The 17,060-nt window shown below is 54.8% G+C and carries 12 protein-coding genes; 3 read left to right on the top strand and 9 right to left on the bottom strand.

Features of this window, described 5'->3' with window-relative positions; translation table 11 throughout:
- Window positions 1-72 precede the first annotated feature (72 nt).
- The 5 genes from glgP to glgB form a co-directional block, all read right to left on the bottom strand.
- Complete coding sequence (glgP, locus tag ACMV5H_RS07180; protein ID WP_414821640.1) at window positions 73-2,520, bottom strand: glycogen phosphorylase; 2,448 nt, start codon at window positions 2,518-2,520, stop codon at window positions 73-75.
- A 24-nt stretch (window positions 2,521-2,544) separates the two neighbouring features.
- The gene (glgA, locus tag ACMV5H_RS07175) at window positions 2,545-3,978 is read right to left on the bottom strand and encodes a glycogen synthase GlgA (protein WP_021807434.1); all 1,434 of its coding nucleotides are present in this window, start codon (window positions 3,976-3,978) and stop codon (window positions 2,545-2,547) included.
- Window positions 3,979-4,060: 82 nt separating this feature from the next.
- A complete protein-coding gene (glgC, locus tag ACMV5H_RS07170; RefSeq protein WP_021181744.1) occupies window positions 4,061-5,338 on the bottom strand; it encodes a glucose-1-phosphate adenylyltransferase in 1,278 nt (425 codons plus the stop codon).
- A gap of 12 nt (window positions 5,339-5,350) precedes the next feature.
- Window positions 5,351-7,336, bottom strand: a complete 1,986-nt coding sequence (glgX, locus tag ACMV5H_RS07165) for a glycogen debranching protein GlgX (RefSeq protein WP_414821639.1) — start codon at window positions 7,334-7,336, stop codon at window positions 5,351-5,353.
- Window positions 7,336-9,519, bottom strand: a complete 2,184-nt coding sequence (gene glgB / locus ACMV5H_RS07160) for a 1,4-alpha-glucan branching protein GlgB (protein WP_179253243.1) — start codon at window positions 9,517-9,519, stop codon at window positions 7,336-7,338. The genes glgX and glgB overlap by 1 nt, the downstream gene beginning before the upstream one ends.
- Before the next feature lie 626 nt (window positions 9,520-10,145).
- Between glgB and ACMV5H_RS07155 the strand changes: the two genes are divergently transcribed.
- Window positions 10,146-10,631 (top strand): GlcG/HbpS family heme-binding protein, encoded by a 486-nt coding sequence (locus ACMV5H_RS07155; protein ID WP_021807430.1) that lies wholly within the window; start codon window positions 10,146-10,148, stop codon window positions 10,629-10,631.
- Between the two features lie 204 nt (window positions 10,632-10,835).
- On the opposite strand, the gene asd is transcribed toward ACMV5H_RS07155, so the two are convergent.
- On the bottom strand, window positions 10,836-11,942 hold the full coding sequence (gene asd, locus ACMV5H_RS07150) for an aspartate-semialdehyde dehydrogenase (protein WP_021181748.1): 1,107 nt from the start codon (window positions 11,940-11,942) through the stop codon (window positions 10,836-10,838).
- Between the two features lie 202 nt (window positions 11,943-12,144).
- On the opposite strand from asd, the gene ACMV5H_RS07145 reads away from it, so the two are divergent.
- A complete protein-coding gene (locus ACMV5H_RS07145) occupies window positions 12,145-12,738 on the top strand; it encodes a YhgN family NAAT transporter (protein ID WP_021181749.1) in 594 nt (197 codons plus the stop codon).
- Between the two features lie 43 nt (window positions 12,739-12,781).
- On the opposite strand, the gene gntT is transcribed toward ACMV5H_RS07145, so the two are convergent.
- On the bottom strand, window positions 12,782-14,098 hold the full coding sequence (gene gntT, locus ACMV5H_RS07140; protein ID WP_021807428.1) for a gluconate transporter: 1,317 nt from the start codon (window positions 14,096-14,098) through the stop codon (window positions 12,782-12,784).
- Window positions 14,099-14,403: 305 nt separating this feature from the next.
- Here gntT and ACMV5H_RS07135 point away from each other — a divergent pair, with 305 nt between their 5' ends.
- The gene (locus ACMV5H_RS07135; protein WP_094982405.1) at window positions 14,404-14,910 is read left to right on the top strand and encodes a gluconokinase; all 507 of its coding nucleotides are present in this window, start codon (window positions 14,404-14,406) and stop codon (window positions 14,908-14,910) included.
- 36 nt (window positions 14,911-14,946) lie between these two features.
- On the opposite strand, the gene gntR is transcribed toward ACMV5H_RS07135, so the two are convergent.
- Together gntR and ACMV5H_RS07125 are read right to left on the bottom strand one after the other, a co-directional pair.
- Window positions 14,947-15,942: a gluconate operon transcriptional repressor GntR gene (gene gntR / locus ACMV5H_RS07130; protein ID WP_071681484.1), complete on the bottom strand. Its 996-nt coding sequence runs from the start codon at window positions 15,940-15,942 to the stop codon at window positions 14,947-14,949.
- A gap of 135 nt (window positions 15,943-16,077) precedes the next feature.
- Window positions 16,078-16,773, bottom strand: coding sequence for a pirin family protein (locus tag ACMV5H_RS07125; RefSeq protein ID WP_021807425.1), 696 nt, complete (start codon window positions 16,771-16,773; stop codon window positions 16,078-16,080).
- Window positions 16,774-17,060 lie beyond the last annotated feature (287 nt).

Genomic DNA, 17,060 nt, shown 5'->3' with positions numbered 1-17,060 from the left:
CACGCAGCGCCCCCTATGGCATACGGTACGTAATAAGTTAAATTCAAGGGCCGGTGATCCGGCCCTTGGCTATTACAGCTTTATCGGTTTGATATTCCAAATTTCGTCCGCGTACTCCTGGATCGTGCGGTCGGAAGAGAAGTAACCCATGTTGGCGATATTGAGTATCGCGCGCCGGGTCCAGTCGTCCTGATTGAGATACACCTCATCCACCTTATCCTGCATATCCACATAGCTGCGGTAGTCGGCCAACAGCTGATAGTGGTCGCCAAGATTGACCAGTGAATCGAACAGGTTGCTGTAGCGTTGGGGTTCTTCAGGGCTGAACGCACCGGTAGCGATCTGCGTCAAAGCCAAATGCAACTCTTCATCCTGTTCGTAATACTGACGTGGGTTATACCCATCGCGGCGCAGCGCCTCCACCTGTTCGGCGGTATTGCCAAAGATAAAGATGTTCTCTTCACCCACGTGTTCCAGCATTTCGACGTTGGCCCCGTCCAGCGTACCAATGGTCAAGGCACCGTTGAGAGCAAACTTCATATTACTGGTGCCCGAAGCCTCTGTCCCCGCCAGCGAGATCTGCTCGGAGAGATCGGCCGCCGGAATGATCATCTGGGCCAGGCTTACCCCGTAGTTAGGAATAAACACCACCTTCAAATCATCATGCACTCGCGGATCGTTGTTGATCACCTTCGCTACGTCATTGATCAAACGGATGATCTGTTTGGCGGCATAGTAGGCCGAAGCCGCTTTACCCGCGAAGATCACCACGCGCGGTACGCGTTTGGCATCAGGATCCTGCAACAGACGGTTATAACGCGTGATCACATGCAATACGTTCAGCAATTGCCGCTTATATTCGTGGATCCGTTTGATTTGTACGTCGAACAACGCGTCGGGGTTCACCACCACGTTGAGCTTTTTCGCGATATACCCCGCTAGCCGCTCTTTATTCTGCCGTTTGGCAGCCTGTACGGCCTGCAAGAAGCTCGGGTAATCCGCATTCGCTTTGATTTCGCCAAGCTGGCTGAGATCGGTACGCCAGTGATGACCAATACTGTCATCCAGCACTTTGGACAGCGGCCGGTTAGCCAACCCCAACCAGCGACGCGGCGTGACCCCGTTGGTTTTATTGCAGAAGCGATCGGGGAATACGCGAGCAAAATCGGCAAACAGCGACTGTACCATCAATTCGGAGTGCAGTGCCGAGACGCCATTCACCTTATGGCTGGCGACCACGGCCAACCACGCCATTCGTACCCTGCGCCCGTTGGTTTCATCAATGATGGAGACCCGTGCCAACAATTGATCATCCCCCGGCACCACTTGCTGTACCTGCTTGAGGAAATGGTCGTTGATTTCGAAGATCAACTGCAGGTGACGCGGCAGGATCTTGCCCAGCATATCGACCGGCCAGGTTTCCAGCGCTTCGCTCATCAAGGTGTGGTTGGTATAGGAGAATACCTTTTCCACCACTTCCCAGGCATCCAGCCAGCTGAATTTGTGCTCATCAATCAGCAGATGCATCAGCTCAGGGATCGACAACACCGGGTGGGTATCGTTGAGGTGGATGGCAATCTTGTCGGCCAGATTGTCGAAGGTTTTGTGCATCGTCCAATGGCGGTTGAGGATGTCCTGGGTAGTGGCTGAAACCAGGAAATACTCCTGCCGCAGGCGCAGTTCACGCCCGGAATAGGTGGAGTCATCGGGATAGAGCACGCGCGAGACGTTCTCGGAGTGGTTTTTATCTTCCACTGCGGCAAAATAATCCCCCTGGTTGAACTTACCCAGGTTGATTTCATTACTGGCCTGAGCACTCCACAAACGCAACGTGTTGGTGGCATCGGTATCGAAACCCGGGATCACCTGATCGTAGGCGATGGCGATAATCTCTTCGGTTTCCACCCAGCGGGCCTTCGCCCCTTCCTGCTGAACGCGGCCACCAAAACGCACTTTATAGCGGGTATTGTGGCGTGGGAATTCCCACGGGTTGCCGTATTCCAGCCAATAATCCGGCGACTCCATCTGTTGGCCATCGACGATGTTCTGCTTGAACATGCCGTATTCATAGCGGATACCGTAACCCCGGCCAGGCAGCGCCAGCGTAGCCAACGAATCCAGGAAACAGGCGGCCAAACGCCCCAAGCCGCCATTGCCCAGGCCAGGATCGTTCTCTTCCTCAAGCAGTTCACTCAGGTTCAGGCCCATCTCATTGAGTGCGTCTTCAATATCCTGGTAAATCCCCATCGATAACAGCGCATTCGACAGCGTACGGCCAAGCAGAAACTCCATCGACAGGTAATACACCTGCCGGACATCTTGCGAAAGCTGGGCGCGATTGGATCGCAACCAACGTTCCACCATCCTGTCGCGCACCGCAAACAACACGGCATTAAGCCAGTCGTGCTGGGTGGCGATAGCCGGATCCTTACCGACAATAAACATCAGTTTATAGGCGATGGAATGTTTCAGCGCTTCAACACTGACCGTGGGTGAGGTGTAACTAAACGGTGAAGTCATAGTAATTCAATCCCAAGTACGTGATTACAACAAGCGTTGATAAAGCGACAGATATTCCTTTGCCGCGACTTGCCAGCCAAAATCCAGACTCATGGCGTGGCGTTGTACGTGATGCCAATGTCTCGGCCTGCTCCACAGCACCAGAGCACGCCGAATGGCATTGCCCAGGGCAACAGCATTACAATCATCAAACACAAACCCGCTGGCAGTGCCGTCGGCCAGGTTCTCCAGCGCACAGTCCACCACCGTATCTGCCAACCCACCGGTGCGGCGCACCAGCGGCAACGTGCCATATTTCAGGCCATAAAGCTGTGTTAACCCGCAAGGTTCAAAGCGGCTGGGCACCAGGATCACGTCCGCTCCGCCGATAATGCGGTGTGAGAAGGCATCGTGGTAGCCAATCTGCACGCCGACCTGTTCCGGATAATCGGCCGCCGCGGCCAGGAAAGCCTGCTGCAATACTGCGTCCCCCGCCCCCAGCAGCACCAACTGCCCCCCTTGTTCCAGCAACGCTGGCAGGGCTTCCAGCACCAGATCCAATCCTTTCTGGTTTGTCAAACGGCTGACCACCGCAAACAGTGGCAACGATTCATCCACCTGCAGCCCCATGGCTTTTTGCAGATGAACCTTGTTCTTTGCCTTGTTTTTCAAGCTGCTGGCGTCATAGCGTGCCGCCAGGCGCGCATCGTGTGACGGGTCCCAAATCTTGTCATCAACACCGTTGAGAATGCCGCTCAATCTTCCCTGCCGCTGCCGCTCCTGGAGCAATCCTTCCATCCCGTAACCAAACTCAGGCTGGGTGATTTCACGCGCATAGGTCGGGCTGACGGCGGTGATATGGTCAGCGTAGTACAAGCCTGCTTTCAGGAAAGACATCTGGCCATAAAACTCCAGGCCATAGATATTCAAGAATGACGGTGGCAACCACAGCTCCGCCATATGGTGGGCGGAAAATAACCCCTGATAGGCCAGATTGTGTACGGTGAAGATTGAGCGTGCCGGATGGCCATTAGCAGCCAGATAGGCGCAGGCCAGGCCAGCATGCCAGTCGTGAGCATGGACCAGTTTTGGCCGCCAGTAATGATCCAACCCCTTCGCCAACTCGCAGGCCATCCAGCCCAGCAAGGCAAAACGGCGATGGTTGTCCGGGTAGGCGTACATCGACTGATCGTGATACGGGCTGCCCGGCCGATCGTACAGCCAAGGGGCATCGATCAGGTAAACGCCCACGCCATGGTAGGTGCCATAACGCAGGCCTACGCGCCCGGCAAAAGAGTCGATTTCGGCAACCAGTACCGTGTCCGGGATACCGTTGCGCACGTCAGGAAACGCCGGTAATAGCACCCGAACATCAGCTCCTGCGGCAATCTGCGCCGTCGGTAATGCGCCAACCACGTCTGCAAGCCCGCCGGTTTTAAGCAGTGGGAACATCTCGGAACATACGTGTAAAACCTGCATTATCACTCCTGAAATTCGGTAAAAACGTCTTTACGGAGATAAGGGGCGCAGCTTGCCACGCCCAAGGTCCCAGCCGGAATGGCTACAGTTTTGCCAACATTTCGCGCGTTACCAGCACGATGCCCTCTTCCGAACGGTAAAAGCGCTTGCTGTCTTCCTCGGCGTTTTCACCAATCACCATGCCTTCGGGAATATGGCAGGCGCGATCGATAATGCAGCGACGCAGGCGGCAGGAGCGGCCAACGTTGACATCGGGCAGTAATACAGAAGAGTCGATAGTGCAGAAGGAGTTCACCCGTACTCGCGAGAACAGCACTGAATGCACCACCACCGAACCGGAGACAATGCACCCACCGGCCACCAGCGAGTTCATGGTCATGCCATGGCTGCCGGAACGATCTTGCACAAATTTGGCCGGTGGCAGTGGCTCCATATAGGTACGGATCGGCCAGGAGCGGTCGTACATATCCAGCTCAGGCGTGACCGAAGCCAGATCGAGGTTGGCGCGCCAGTAGGCTTCCAAGGTCCCGACATCACGCCAATATGGCGGCAGATCGGGACCACACCCCACACAGGAAAGCGTAAACGGATGCGCCCAGGCAGCACCCTGCGCGGTAATTTTGGGGATCAGATCCTTACCGAAATCGTGGGTGGAGTCAGGGGTCGACATATCCTCTTCCAGCAGTTGGAAGAGGTAGCTGGCGTTGAAAATATAGATGCCCATGCTGGCCAGTGACATCTCAGGGTTGCCAGGCATGGCCGGCGGATTGGCTGGCTTCTCCAGGAATTCGAGGATCAGGTCGTTATCGTCCACCTTCATCACGCCAAACTCGCTGGCTTCCTTGCGCGGTACCGGAATACAGGCCACCGTACACTGCGCTCCCTTCTCGACGTGGTCGATCAGCATCCGCGAGTAGTCCATTTTATAAATATGGTCGCCTGCCAGGATCACCACGTATTCCGCTTCATAGCGGCGAATGATGTCGAGGTTCTGGTAGACCGCATCTGCGGTGCCTTTGTACCAGTGTTCGGTGCTGAGGCGCTGCTGGGCAGGCAGCAGATCGACAAACTCATTCATCTCTTCGTTCAGGAACGACCAGCCCCGCTGAATATGCTGCACCAACGTATGGGAATGATACTGAGTGATCACCCCCATACGGCGGATCCCTGAGTTCAGGCAGTTGGACATGGCGAAATCGATGATGCGGTACTTGCCACCGAAGTGAACGGCTGGCTTGGCGCGGGTAGAGGTTAAATCTTTCAAACGCGAGCCACGGCCGCCTGCCAATATCAGGGCAACGGATTTATTCGGCAGTTGGCGCGCCAACATCAGAGGGTCTTTATTTTCGTGCTTAACCATAACTGACTCCTTTTAATTTTTCTCTACCAGCACGCAAAGCGAATGCGCAACCTGGCACCAGGCGGGTAGAACCGCCCGTGAATCTTCCTGAGTAAAGGGGGCGACAACCTGCCAATCACCCTCGGGTAACGTCATCTCAACGGTCTGCTGGGTGGCGTTGATCACCATCAGCCAGCGTTGCGACAGGCGGATCTGCAAGCAGCGATCGCCCTGTTCCCACTGTTGCGCACTGAGCGGCTGCCCCTGCGCGTTTAACCACTGCACGCTGCCGTCTCCCTCCTGCCACCAGCGGTCTGCCTGCAAAGCAGGAATTTGCTGGCGCAAGCGGATCAGCGCGGCGGTGTAGGCGGTCAGTGACTCATCCGCATTGGCCCAGTCGAGCCAGGTGGTTGCGTTATCCTGACAGTAAGCATTGTTGTTGCCTTGCTGGCTATTTCCGTGCTCATCACCGGCCAGCAGCATCGGTGTCCCCTGCGCCAGAAGCAGCGTGGCAAGCAGTGCTCGCTGGCTGGCCTGGCGGCGTTGCAAAACGGTTTCGTCGGCAATCAGGCCTTCAACCCCGTGGTTACAGCTAAAGTTTTGGTCGCTGCCATCACGGTTTCCCTCTCCGTTAGGCTGGTTATGTTTCTCCTTGAAACTCACTACATCCTGCAAGGTAAAGCCGTCGTGGGCCGTCAGCATATTGATGCTGACATAAGGCGCGCGCCCACGTTGGTTGAATACCTCGCTGGAGGCAGCAAAACGCTGGGCAAACTGACCCAGTGACAGATCGCCCCGCAGCCAGAAACGGCGGATATCGTCACGGAAATGGTCATTCCACTCAGCAAAACGGCCTGGAAACGCGCCAACCTGATAGCCGCCCGGGCCAATGTCCCAGGGCTCGGCGATCAGTTTGCAGCGCCCCAGCGTATCGTCCGCCAGCATCGCCTGAAACAGCGGTGCATCGCGGTCAAACGCCGGTGTACGGCCTAACACGGTGCCAAGATCGAAGCGAAAGCCGTCGACATGGCACTCCCGAACCCAAAAGCGCAGGCAATCCATCACCCACGCCACGCCCGCCGGCTGATCCAACCGCAGCGTATTGCCACAGCCGGTGAGGTTATCGTAGCCACCGTCAGGGGTTAGCCAGTAGTAGCTGGGGTTATCGATACCGCGCAGCGACAGCGTTGGCCCATCCACATCCAGCTCTGCACTGTGGTTGAACACCACGTCCAGAATCACTTCGATCCCCGCCCGGTGCAGCGCTTTCACCGCATCGCGGAACTCACGCAGCGGCGTCGTCCCGGTGCTCAAACTGCTGTAACGGTTGTCTGGCGCGAAAGGAGCCAGCACGTTGTATCCCCAGTAATTGATCAGCCCCAGGCGCTGCAAACGCGGTTCCGTGGTGTGCTGTTGCACCGGCAAAAGCTCAAGCGCCGTGATCCCCAACCGCTTGAAGTAGGCAATCATCGCCGGGTGGCCAAGAGCGGCAAAGCTGCCACGCAATACGGCCGGGATCTCCGGGTGCGTTAACGTCAGCCCCCGGACGTGGGCTTCGTAGATCACCGTTTTGCCCCAAGGGGTGGCTGGTGGGCGATCGTCTTGCCAATCGTAGCTTTCGTCGATCACTATGCATTTTGGCATCAACGGGGCGCTGTCTTGCGAGTCCGGTTGATCGTACCCCCCATGCAAATGCACATGGTCGGCAACCGGCCCTTCGACTGCCCGCGCCGCCGGATCGAGCAACAGCTTGTTGGCGTTAAAGCGCAACCCTAGATGCGGCTCAAATGGGCCATGCACCCGAAAACCATAACGTTGCCCCAACTCGCCCCCTGGCAGATATCCATGCCAGATATCACCGCTGCGGGCAGGCAACGGCAGGCGTGTTTCACGATATTGCGCATCGAACAGACACAGCTCAACCTGAGTGGCATGCGCAGAAAACAGGGTAAAGTTGATGCCATTACCGTCGTAATAAGCCCCTAAAGGCGCGGCAAGACCCGGCGTCAGCTCTACCATCAAACCTCCCGCCGCAGATAAACCGTAGCCAGTGGTGGCACCATCACGCTGATCGAATGTTCACGACCGTGGCTGCCGATCGGCTGCGAAATCACCCGCCCCTGATTACCCGCGTTGCTGCCGTGATAATGGTGTGAATCGGTATTGAGGATCTCCTGATATTCGCCAGCGCGCCCAATACCGATACGGTAATAGGGGCGCGGCACCGGGGTAAAGTTGCTGATGGCAATCAGCTCATTGCCCTGCGAGTCGTAGCGTGCGAAGGCAAATACCGAGTTGTCGTGATCGTCGACTACCAGCCATTCAAAACCATCTGGACGATAATCGCGCTCATACAGCGGCGCATTCTCCTGGTAGCAGTGGTTGAGATCGCGTACCAGCCGTTGCACGCCGTGGTGCCAACCGTCCAATCCATCCAGCAGATGCCAGTCCAGACTGTTATCGAAATTCCATTCACGCCCTTGAGCAAATTCGCTGCCCATAAACAGCAGTTTTTTGCCCGGGTGCGCCCACATAAAACCGTAATAGGCCCGCAGGTTGGCGAATTTCTGCCAGGCATCTCCCGGCATACGATCCAGCACGGAGCCTTTGCCATGCACTACTTCGTCGTGCGAGATCGGTAGCACGAAGTTTTCGGTATAGGCGTAGAGCATGCCGAAGGTCATCAGGTTGTGATGGTATTTACGGTGCACCGGATCGCACTTCATATAATTCAGCGTGTCATGCATCCAGCCGAGATCCCACTTGTAGTGGAAGCCTAAGCCGTTGGCATCTGGCGGTAGAGTAACGCCCGGATAATCCGTGGATTCTTCCGCCAGCGTCACCGCTCCTGGCCGCTCTTTGCCCAGCGTCTGGTTGGTATAACGCAGGAAGGAGATCGCTTCCAGGTTCTCATTGCCGCCATAGTAGTTCGGCACCCACTCACCGTCGGCACGGCTGTAATCACGGTAAATCATCGACGCCACCGCATCGACGCGCAGGGCGTCGATACCAAAGCGCTCCAGCCAGTAAAACGCATTTCCCGCCAGGTAGTTACGCACCTCGTGGCGGCCATAGTTGTAGATCAGCGTGTTCCAGTCCTGATGGAATCCTTCGCGAGGATCGGCATATTCATACAGTGCGGTGCCGTCGAAGTTGGCCAGGCCATGGGCATCGCTGGGGAAATGCCCCGGCACCCAATCCAGGATCACGTTGATCCCGGCATCATGAGCCGCGGCGACAAAAGCCTTGAACTCCGCTGGCGTGCCAAAACGGCGGGTTGGCGCATACATTCCCAACGGCTGATAGCCCCAGCTGCCGTCGAACGGATGCTCGTTGATCGGCAACAGTTCAATATGGGTGAAACCCATATATTTAACGTAGGGGATCAGTTGCTCGGCCAATTCTTGATAGCTGAGCCAGAAATTATTGTCGGTATGGCGGCGCCAGGAGCCCAGGTGCACTTCGTAGATGGAAATCGGACGGTCAAAGTCATTGGCCCGCTGCCTTTCCGGCGTATTTTCCACCACCGCAGGCAGCGGTGTGATCAACGAGGCCGTTTCCGGCCGCATCTGCGCTTCGAAAGCATAAGGATCGGCTTTCAGCTGCACGTTGCCGTAACAATCGATAATCTCGTATTTATACAGCTGCCCGGCCTTCACGCCCGGTAAAAACAGCTCCCAAATCCCGTTCTCTCTACGCAGACGCATGGGATGACGCCGTCCATCCCAAAAGTTGAACTCCCCCACTACCGACACGCGCTGGGCATTCGGTGCCCAAACGGCAAAGCTGACCCCATCCACATTATCCAACGAGCCAGGATGCGCCCCCAGCCGCTCATAAGGCCGCAGATGGGTGCCCTCGGCCAGCAGCCAGCTGTCAATATCCTGCAGCAGGGTGCCAAAACGGTAAGGGTCTTCGAGAAGTTGTTGATGGTCGCGCCAGCTGACTTCAAGCTGATAGCGGAAAGGGGTTTTACGACGCGGTACGAGAGCGCTGAAAAAACCACGAGCGTCATCGCAATTGAGCTGAACCAGACGGTTACCGGTTTTACTCTCTACCAGCCACACGGTGCCCGCATCCGGCAACAGCGCACAAATCTGTAGTCCGTTTTCGGTTACATGCATGCCGAGCAAGGAAAAGGGATCGGCATAGTGACCGGAGATGAGCTGATTGATCACGTCACGTTCGGGAAGTACAGGCATAGCATTCTTCCTTTGATTAAGAGCATGACTTTTAAAAGGCTACGCTGAACAAAAAGCAGCCGTTGCACCTATCATGCAATTCATTTGCTACCTAAAGCGTGATTTCAGTCGGTTATTGATTAATCGATCGCCTTCATGCTCGCAGTTTCGCTCTTTATGCTTAATTTTTAGGCGAATTTTCACCATTGATGGAAAACTTTTGATCCACCTAATAAGCATAGCTATGTCTGCTAAAAACACGGTGACATTACCAAGGAAAATTTTCAGCCGGAAAACCGGCGGAGCGGGCAACCTTCGCTGGCCGCGTCTGATATACGACAGGCGTGACGTCACCTTGCCTGCATCGCCTTTACTGCTACAGCAATTGAGACCAGAAATGTGGAAAACAGCACATTGGAGGGCTGAAAGAGATCAGCCTCAAGGAAGTTCAAGGTTATAGCAGTAACATACAGTGTTGGGGCTCACCGAACGTCAGATCAAACAACGCTCCAACCCTTTCACAGGGTTGCATATCCCCTTACTCAGTAAAAACACCTAGCCAAGTAGGTAATCAAGACAATGGATTGCTTCAATGACACCCTCTATTCTCTTTGTTACACCAAAGGTCTATTCAGGAGCAAGCCAAGATGAAACGTATAATCTCATCCGCCATTTTATTTAGCAGTATGCTGTCATTCACCAGTGCAGCCAGTGGCATTCTGACCGAAAAGAATCTCTCCCTCGAATTGGCTGATAAGTTGGCGCAAAGTGCCATCCAGGCCTGTAGCGCCAATAACTACAATGTTGCCGTTACCGTGGTAGACCGCGCCGGTATTCCTCTGGTTATCAAGAAGATGGATAACGCGGGTCCTCATACGGTGGAAGCCAGCCGGATGAAAGCATTTACCGCGCTGACCACCAAAAACCCTACCGAAAATGTGATGAAAAATGCCCAGACCAACGCCGGGGCAGAAAATCTGCGTGATATCCCTGGATTTTTATTGCTGGCCGGTGGCGTACCGGTGAAAAGCGGTGAAGAAGTCGTTGGCGCTATTGGTGTAGGCGGCGCACCGGGTGGACACCTTGATCAGCAATGCGCGCTTACCGCATTAGAAAAGGTGCTGACGAAATAACACGATGGGCCGCGGTTTCAATGATATACCGCCAACATGGCCCCCGCATTACGTTGCCGCCAATCGACCTGTCCCCAAAGTACGGTCTTGGGGATAACCTAAAGGTGCGTTTTAGTAATGCTATCCACATAAAAAAGCCCGCTTTCATGCGGGCTATCGGTTTTTTACAGCTTAGTGATCCTTCATGCAACGCAACTAAATATCCTACAGCAGGATACGCAGCATGCGGCGCAGGGGTTCGGCCGCGCCCCATAACAGCTGATCGCCAACGGTGAAGGCGGAGAGGTATTCCGGCCCCATATTCAGCTTGCGCAGACGGCCAACTGGCGTGTTCAAAGTACCGGTTACGGCAGCAGGCGTCAGCTCACGCATGGTCAGTTCGCGGTCGTTCGGGATCACCCGTACCCAGTCGTTGTGCGTGGCCAACAGTTGCTCAATTTCCGGCAGCGGAATGTCTTTCTTCAGCTTCAGAGTAAATGCCTGGCTGTGGCAGCGCAGCGCACCGACGCGCACACACAGACCATCAACCGGGATGATGCTTGAGGTGCTGAGGATCTTGTTAGTTTCCGCCTGGCCTTTCCACTCTTCGCGGCTTTGGCCGTTATCCAGCTGCTTGTCGATCCAAGGGATCAGGCTGCCCGCCAGAGGAACGCCAAAGTTATCGGTTGGCAGCTTACCGGAACGGGTGGCCTCCGTGACTTTACGTTCGATGTCCAGGATCGCCGAGGCCGGGTCCTGTAACTCCTTCGCTACATCCGCATGCAGCATGCCCATCTGGGTCAACAGCTCACGCATATGGCGCGCCCCCCCGCCAGAGGCAGCCTGGTAGGTGGCAACAGAGGCCCACTCCACCAAGTCATTGGCAAACAGGCCGCCCAGCGACATCAGCATCAGGCTGACGGTGCAGTTACCGCCAACAAAGGTCTTGATGCCTTTGTTCAGCCCTTCCTGGATCACCGCATGGTTCACTGGGTCGAGGATGATAATCGCCTCGTCTTTCATACGCAGAGAAGAGGCCGCATCAATCCAATAGCCCTGCCAGCCGGCAGCCCGCAGCTTTGGATAGATTTCATTGGTGTAATCGCCGCCCTGGCAGGTAATAATAATATCGAGAGCGCTTAATGCTTCGACATCATACGCATCTTGCAGCGTACCTTGCTGCTGGCCACCGAAAGCCGGGGCGGCAGCACCGAGCTGCGAAGTGGAGAAGAATACCGGGCGAATGGCGTCAAAATCGCGCTCTTCAGTCATGCGTTGCATGAGAACCGAGCCGACCATACCACGCCAACCAATGAAACCAACGTTTTTCATATTTACTGTCCTGCCTTGGAGGATGGCTATGCTCTATACCCTTTCAGGAAGGATATGAGATAGAGTTAAGTTATATGTTGTGTGCAATATCTACCCACCTTACAAAAAGTCGGCGCGAGCACAAAGTGAATTTATTCAATGAGCAGGCAATTCTCAGTAACGCCGCTTATATCCGTCGTTTTTTCTGATTTTGAGGCCTTAAATGACAGAAATGATTGCGGCAACGGTGTTGCTGTTTTTAATTATGGATCCGCTGGGTAACCTGCCGATTTTCATGTCGGTGCTGAAACACTTGGAACCGCGCCGTCGCCGGGCGGTGGTGATCCGCGAGTTGCTGATAGCCTTGGTATTGATGCTGATTTTCCTGTTCGCGGGCGAACATATTTTGGCGTTCCTCAACCTGCGCACCGAAACCGTGTCGATCTCCGGCGGGATAATCCTGTTCCTGATCGCTATCAAGATGATTTTCCCTTCGCAGGAGGGCAGCGGCAGCGATCTTTCCGCAGGAGAGGAGCCTTTCCTGGTGCCGCTCGCTATTCCGTTAGTGGCCGGGCCGTCAATTCTGGCAACCTTGATGTTACTTTCACACCAGTACCCCAATCAGATTTCGCATCTGGTCGTGGCCTTGCTGATTGCCTGGGGATTGTCGGCGGCGATCCTGCTGATGTCGAACGTATTCCTGCGGTTACTGGGTAGCAAAGGGGTGAGTGCACTGGAACGACTGATGGGGTTGATTCTGGTGATGCTGTCCACCCAGATGTTCCTGGACGGCGTTCGGGCGTATCTGAACCTTTAGCAGTCAGGGCGCAGCAGAGATTGCTGCGCCCCGCCGTTAAGGCTTAAACCACCATCGCCAACAGCAGGCAGCCAATCAGGCCACAGACTGAAATGATGGTTTCCAACACGGACCAGGACCTGATGGTTTCCATAATGGTCAGGTTGAAATACTCCTTGAACAACCAGAAGCCTGGATCGTTTACGTGAGAGAAAATCACGCTGCCCGAACCAACGGCGATAACCATCAGCTCCGGGCTAGCCCCGGTGGTAGCAATCAGCGGAGCCACAATGCCCCCGGCGGTGATTGCCGCTACGGTCGCGGAACCCAGTGCAATACGCAGCACTGCGGCAATTGACCAGGCCATCAGGATCGGTGACACATTGCTGCCATGCATGATACCAGCAATGTATTGCTCAATGCCGCTGTCCACCAGCACCTGTTTGAACGCCCCACCACCGCCGATGATTAACAGCATCATGGCGATGATTTTGATGGAGTCGCTGACGGTGCCCATCACTTCGTCCATGGTGCGGCCACGGTTCAGGCCGAAGGTAAAGATGGCGATCAGCACCGCGATCAGCGTTGCCATTACCGGGTCACCAAAGAACTCGGCGTAAGCCAAGATCGGGTGGCCTTTTGGCAACACCATTTCCGCCACGGCACGCAACGCCATCAGGATCACCGGCACCAGTGCAGTCGCTACGCTGACGCCAAACCCAGGCATTTCTTCTTCGGTAAAGGTTTTTGGGTTATATAAACCGACTGGAACCGGCTTATCGATACCTTTCAGGAAGCGGGCATACACCGGGCCTGCCAGGATCACGGTTGGGATTGCCAGCAAGGTGCCATACAACAGGGTTTTACCCATGTCCGCATGGAAAATGGTAGCAATGGCTGTCGGGCCTGGGTGTGGCGGCAGGAAACCGTGGGTAACGGACAGCGCCGCAGCCATCGGCACGCCGACATACAGCAGCGGGATACGTGCAGAGGCAGCAATGGTAAACACCAAAGGCAGCAACAGCACGAAGCCCACTTCGTAGAACAGAGCAAAACCGACGGTAAAACCGGTCAGCACGATGGCCCATTGGATATGCTGTTTACCGAACTTGTCGATCAGCGTGGTCGCAATCCGTTGCGCACCACCACAGTCCGCCAGCAGCTTACCGAGCATGGCACCAAAGCCCATGATCAGCGCCAGACCGCCCAGCGTTCCGCCCACGCCGGCCTTGATAGAACCAATCACTTTGTCTACCGGCATTCCCTGCATGATACCAACCGCCAGAGCGACCAGAATCAACGAGATAAAGCCGTTCAGCTTAAAGCGGATCATCAGCAGCAGTAGCATGGCTACGCCGATGGCAACAATCACTAGTGGCATAATTTTTCTCCAACCCTTTTATCACTTGGCCTCTTTACGCAACGGCAGCGAAAGAAGGTGCTTTGTTTTATTGTACGACCCTATCCTGGTTGTCTAAGTAGGCAGCTGAGTACAGTGGTAGCCAATGGATGCAGATTGCAGCCCGCCACGTGGCGACATGAAAACGCCGGGCATGTTCCCTGTTCTGTGCTGTGTGATGACAATCACATCTCCATTTGTTACCCGTATCATGATACCGGTAACATGATAAGATCCGGAACCAGGTAACCCAGCAAAATTCGCATTCTGAGATAGAGATCAAACTTATGGCGGGAAAAAGCATCATCCTGATGGGCGTCTCCGGCAGCGGCAAATCCACGATTGGCGCGGCGGTAGCACGGGAAATCAAGGCAAAATTTATCGATGGCGACGATCTGCATCCACGCGCCAATATCCAGAAGATGGCCAGCGGCCAGCCGCTGAATGACGAGGACCGCGCGCCCTGGCTGCAACGCCTCAACGACGCCGCGTACAGCCTTAATCACAAGAACGAGAGCGGGATTATTGTCTGCTCGGCACTAAAGCGCCGCTATCGCGATCTGCTACGCAAAGACAATGACAATATGGTGTTTATCTATCTAAAAGGCAGCTTCGAGACGATCCTGACCCGTCTGCAAGCCCGCTCTGGGCATTTTATGCCCACCGAGCTGCTAAAAAGTCAGTTTGAGGCATTAGAAGAGCCAGGGGCCGACGAAAAAGATGTGATTTGCGTGGATATCGATACCGACGTTGAAGGCGTAGTTGGCCGCTGTGTTGCAGCGCTAAAGCAATAAGTTAACCGTGCTGGGCGCTGGCTGTTGCGCCCAGGTTCAGATGCTGCCACCGGGTGCCACGGTGAAGCCCACGTCCACCATACGTGGGGAAACAACCTCTCCACGCAGCCGTGCCAACAGGCGCTCAGCGGCGATCTGCCCCATATGCTCACGCGGCGTCAGCACACTCGCCAGCTTTGGTACCATCACCTGGCCGATATCGTGGCCGTGGAAACCGGCAATCGCCATATCCTGCGGGATAGATAACCCCTGGCGCTGGCACTCGAATGCCGCACCGATCGCCAAGTCATCGTTGGTACAAAAGATACTGTCAACCTGCGGATAATCTCGCTGCGCCTCGCGCAACATCTCACCACCGGCCGAATAGGAAGAAGAACGTGAGGTCATGATGCTGTAGGCTTCAAGACCAGACTCACGCATGGCCTGTTCGTAGCCCTGCTGTTTGATAATGGTGCGTTCATCCTGACGCGCGCCAAAGTACACCACATGACGATGGCCGCGAGCGATGATCTGCTGGGTCATTTGGCGGGCCGCTTCAAAGTTGTTGAACCCGACAGCCAGATCGATACAGGGTGACACACAGTCCATCAGCTCCACTACTGGAATGCCTGCAACTTCAATCATCTTCAGGGTACGTGGGGTATGGTGGCGTTCGGACAAGATCAACCCATCGATGTTATAAGAAAACAGCGACGTCAGACGCTCTTCCTCACGCTCCGGCAGATAGCCGTAGTGCGCCAGCATGGTTTGATAGTTGTGTGCATCGGTAACGCTTTCGATACCCCGCAACACTTCGGCAAATACCTGGTTGGTCAGCGACGGTAGCAACACACCAATTGCCCGGCTGGTCGCATTGGAAAGGATATCCGGGGCACGATTGGGAATGTAGCCAAGTTCGTCCAGCGCTACCGCAATTTTTTGCTGTAAAGCGGCAGAAACCTGATCGGGATTGCGCAAATAGCGGCTCACCGTCATTTTGGTGACGCCAACCTGATCTGCAACATCTTGAAGCACCGGCCGTTTTTTCTTCATTATCACTGAACTGGCTAACCGTGAATGGGCGGCCATTTTAGCAAATAAAACGCCTTTCCGATATTGTTGGTTATCCGGCCAGCAGACACAAAAAAGGGCCCGGCATTGCAACAAGCCCTCGCCATTACTTTGTCATCACACCGGTGGCAGATCGAACAGTAAAATCTCGCTGTCTTCATCAGCATGGATAGACAGTGCTGTCTCATCCCAGATGGCAAACGCATCGCTAATACCTGCTTTGTGGCCATTGATAGAGACATTGCCATGCACCACCTGGATCCAAACGCGGCGTTCTGCCTGGATTGGATAAACCGATTGCTCGTCTTTCTTCAGCGCCCAGCGAGACAACGTCATATCCTGGAACACCTTCAGCGAACCTTCACGGGCGTCTGGCGACAGCACCAACTGGCGGCCCTGAGGCGCATCAAACATCCGTTGTTCATAACGTGGCTCCAGCCCAACCTGATCCGGAATAATCCAGATCTGGTAGAGATGCAATGGCCGATCGCTATTGGCATTGTACTCAGAGTGACGCACACCGGTCCCTGCACTCATGATCTGGAACTCACCGGCATTAATCTGTTCTTTGTTGCCCATGCTGTCCTGATGCTCCACCGTGCCGCTCAGCACGTAGGTCAGGATTTCCATGTCTTTATGGGGATGAGTACCGAACCCCTGGCCTGCATCAATCACGTCTTCGTTGATCACCCGCAGCGCCGAGAACCCCATAAAGTCGGGATCGTAATAGTCAGCAAATGAGAAAGTGTGCCAGCTGTCGAGCCAACCATGATTGGCATGACCGCGATCTTGTGCCTTACGTAAATAAATCATATTCAACTCTCCTCAACGTTTTCTACAGTCTAGACCTGACGGAGGAATATGAAAGCGCAAAAATCTCACCCCTCTGTTCAAAAAATTAGGTGGAGTTTGCCAGCACGTAGCAAAGGATGTGTGGGATGGTTTAGCCGCTGAATTTGGGCAAAAAAAAAGCCAGCACCCGAGCTGGCTAAGTAAACACTGGAAGCAATGTGAGCAATGTCGTGCCTTCAGCAAACAGTATCAAAGGTTGATACTCTCTCTGAACGCATGACAATAATAATCATTATCATTCGCACCTG

The organism is Serratia sp. N21D137, assembly GCF_047530005.1.
Classification (GTDB): domain Bacteria; phylum Pseudomonadota; class Gammaproteobacteria; order Enterobacterales; family Enterobacteriaceae; genus Chania; species Chania fonticola_B.
Note: the sequence above shows the minus strand (reverse complement) of the source record. Positions and strands in the feature narration are given on the sequence as shown.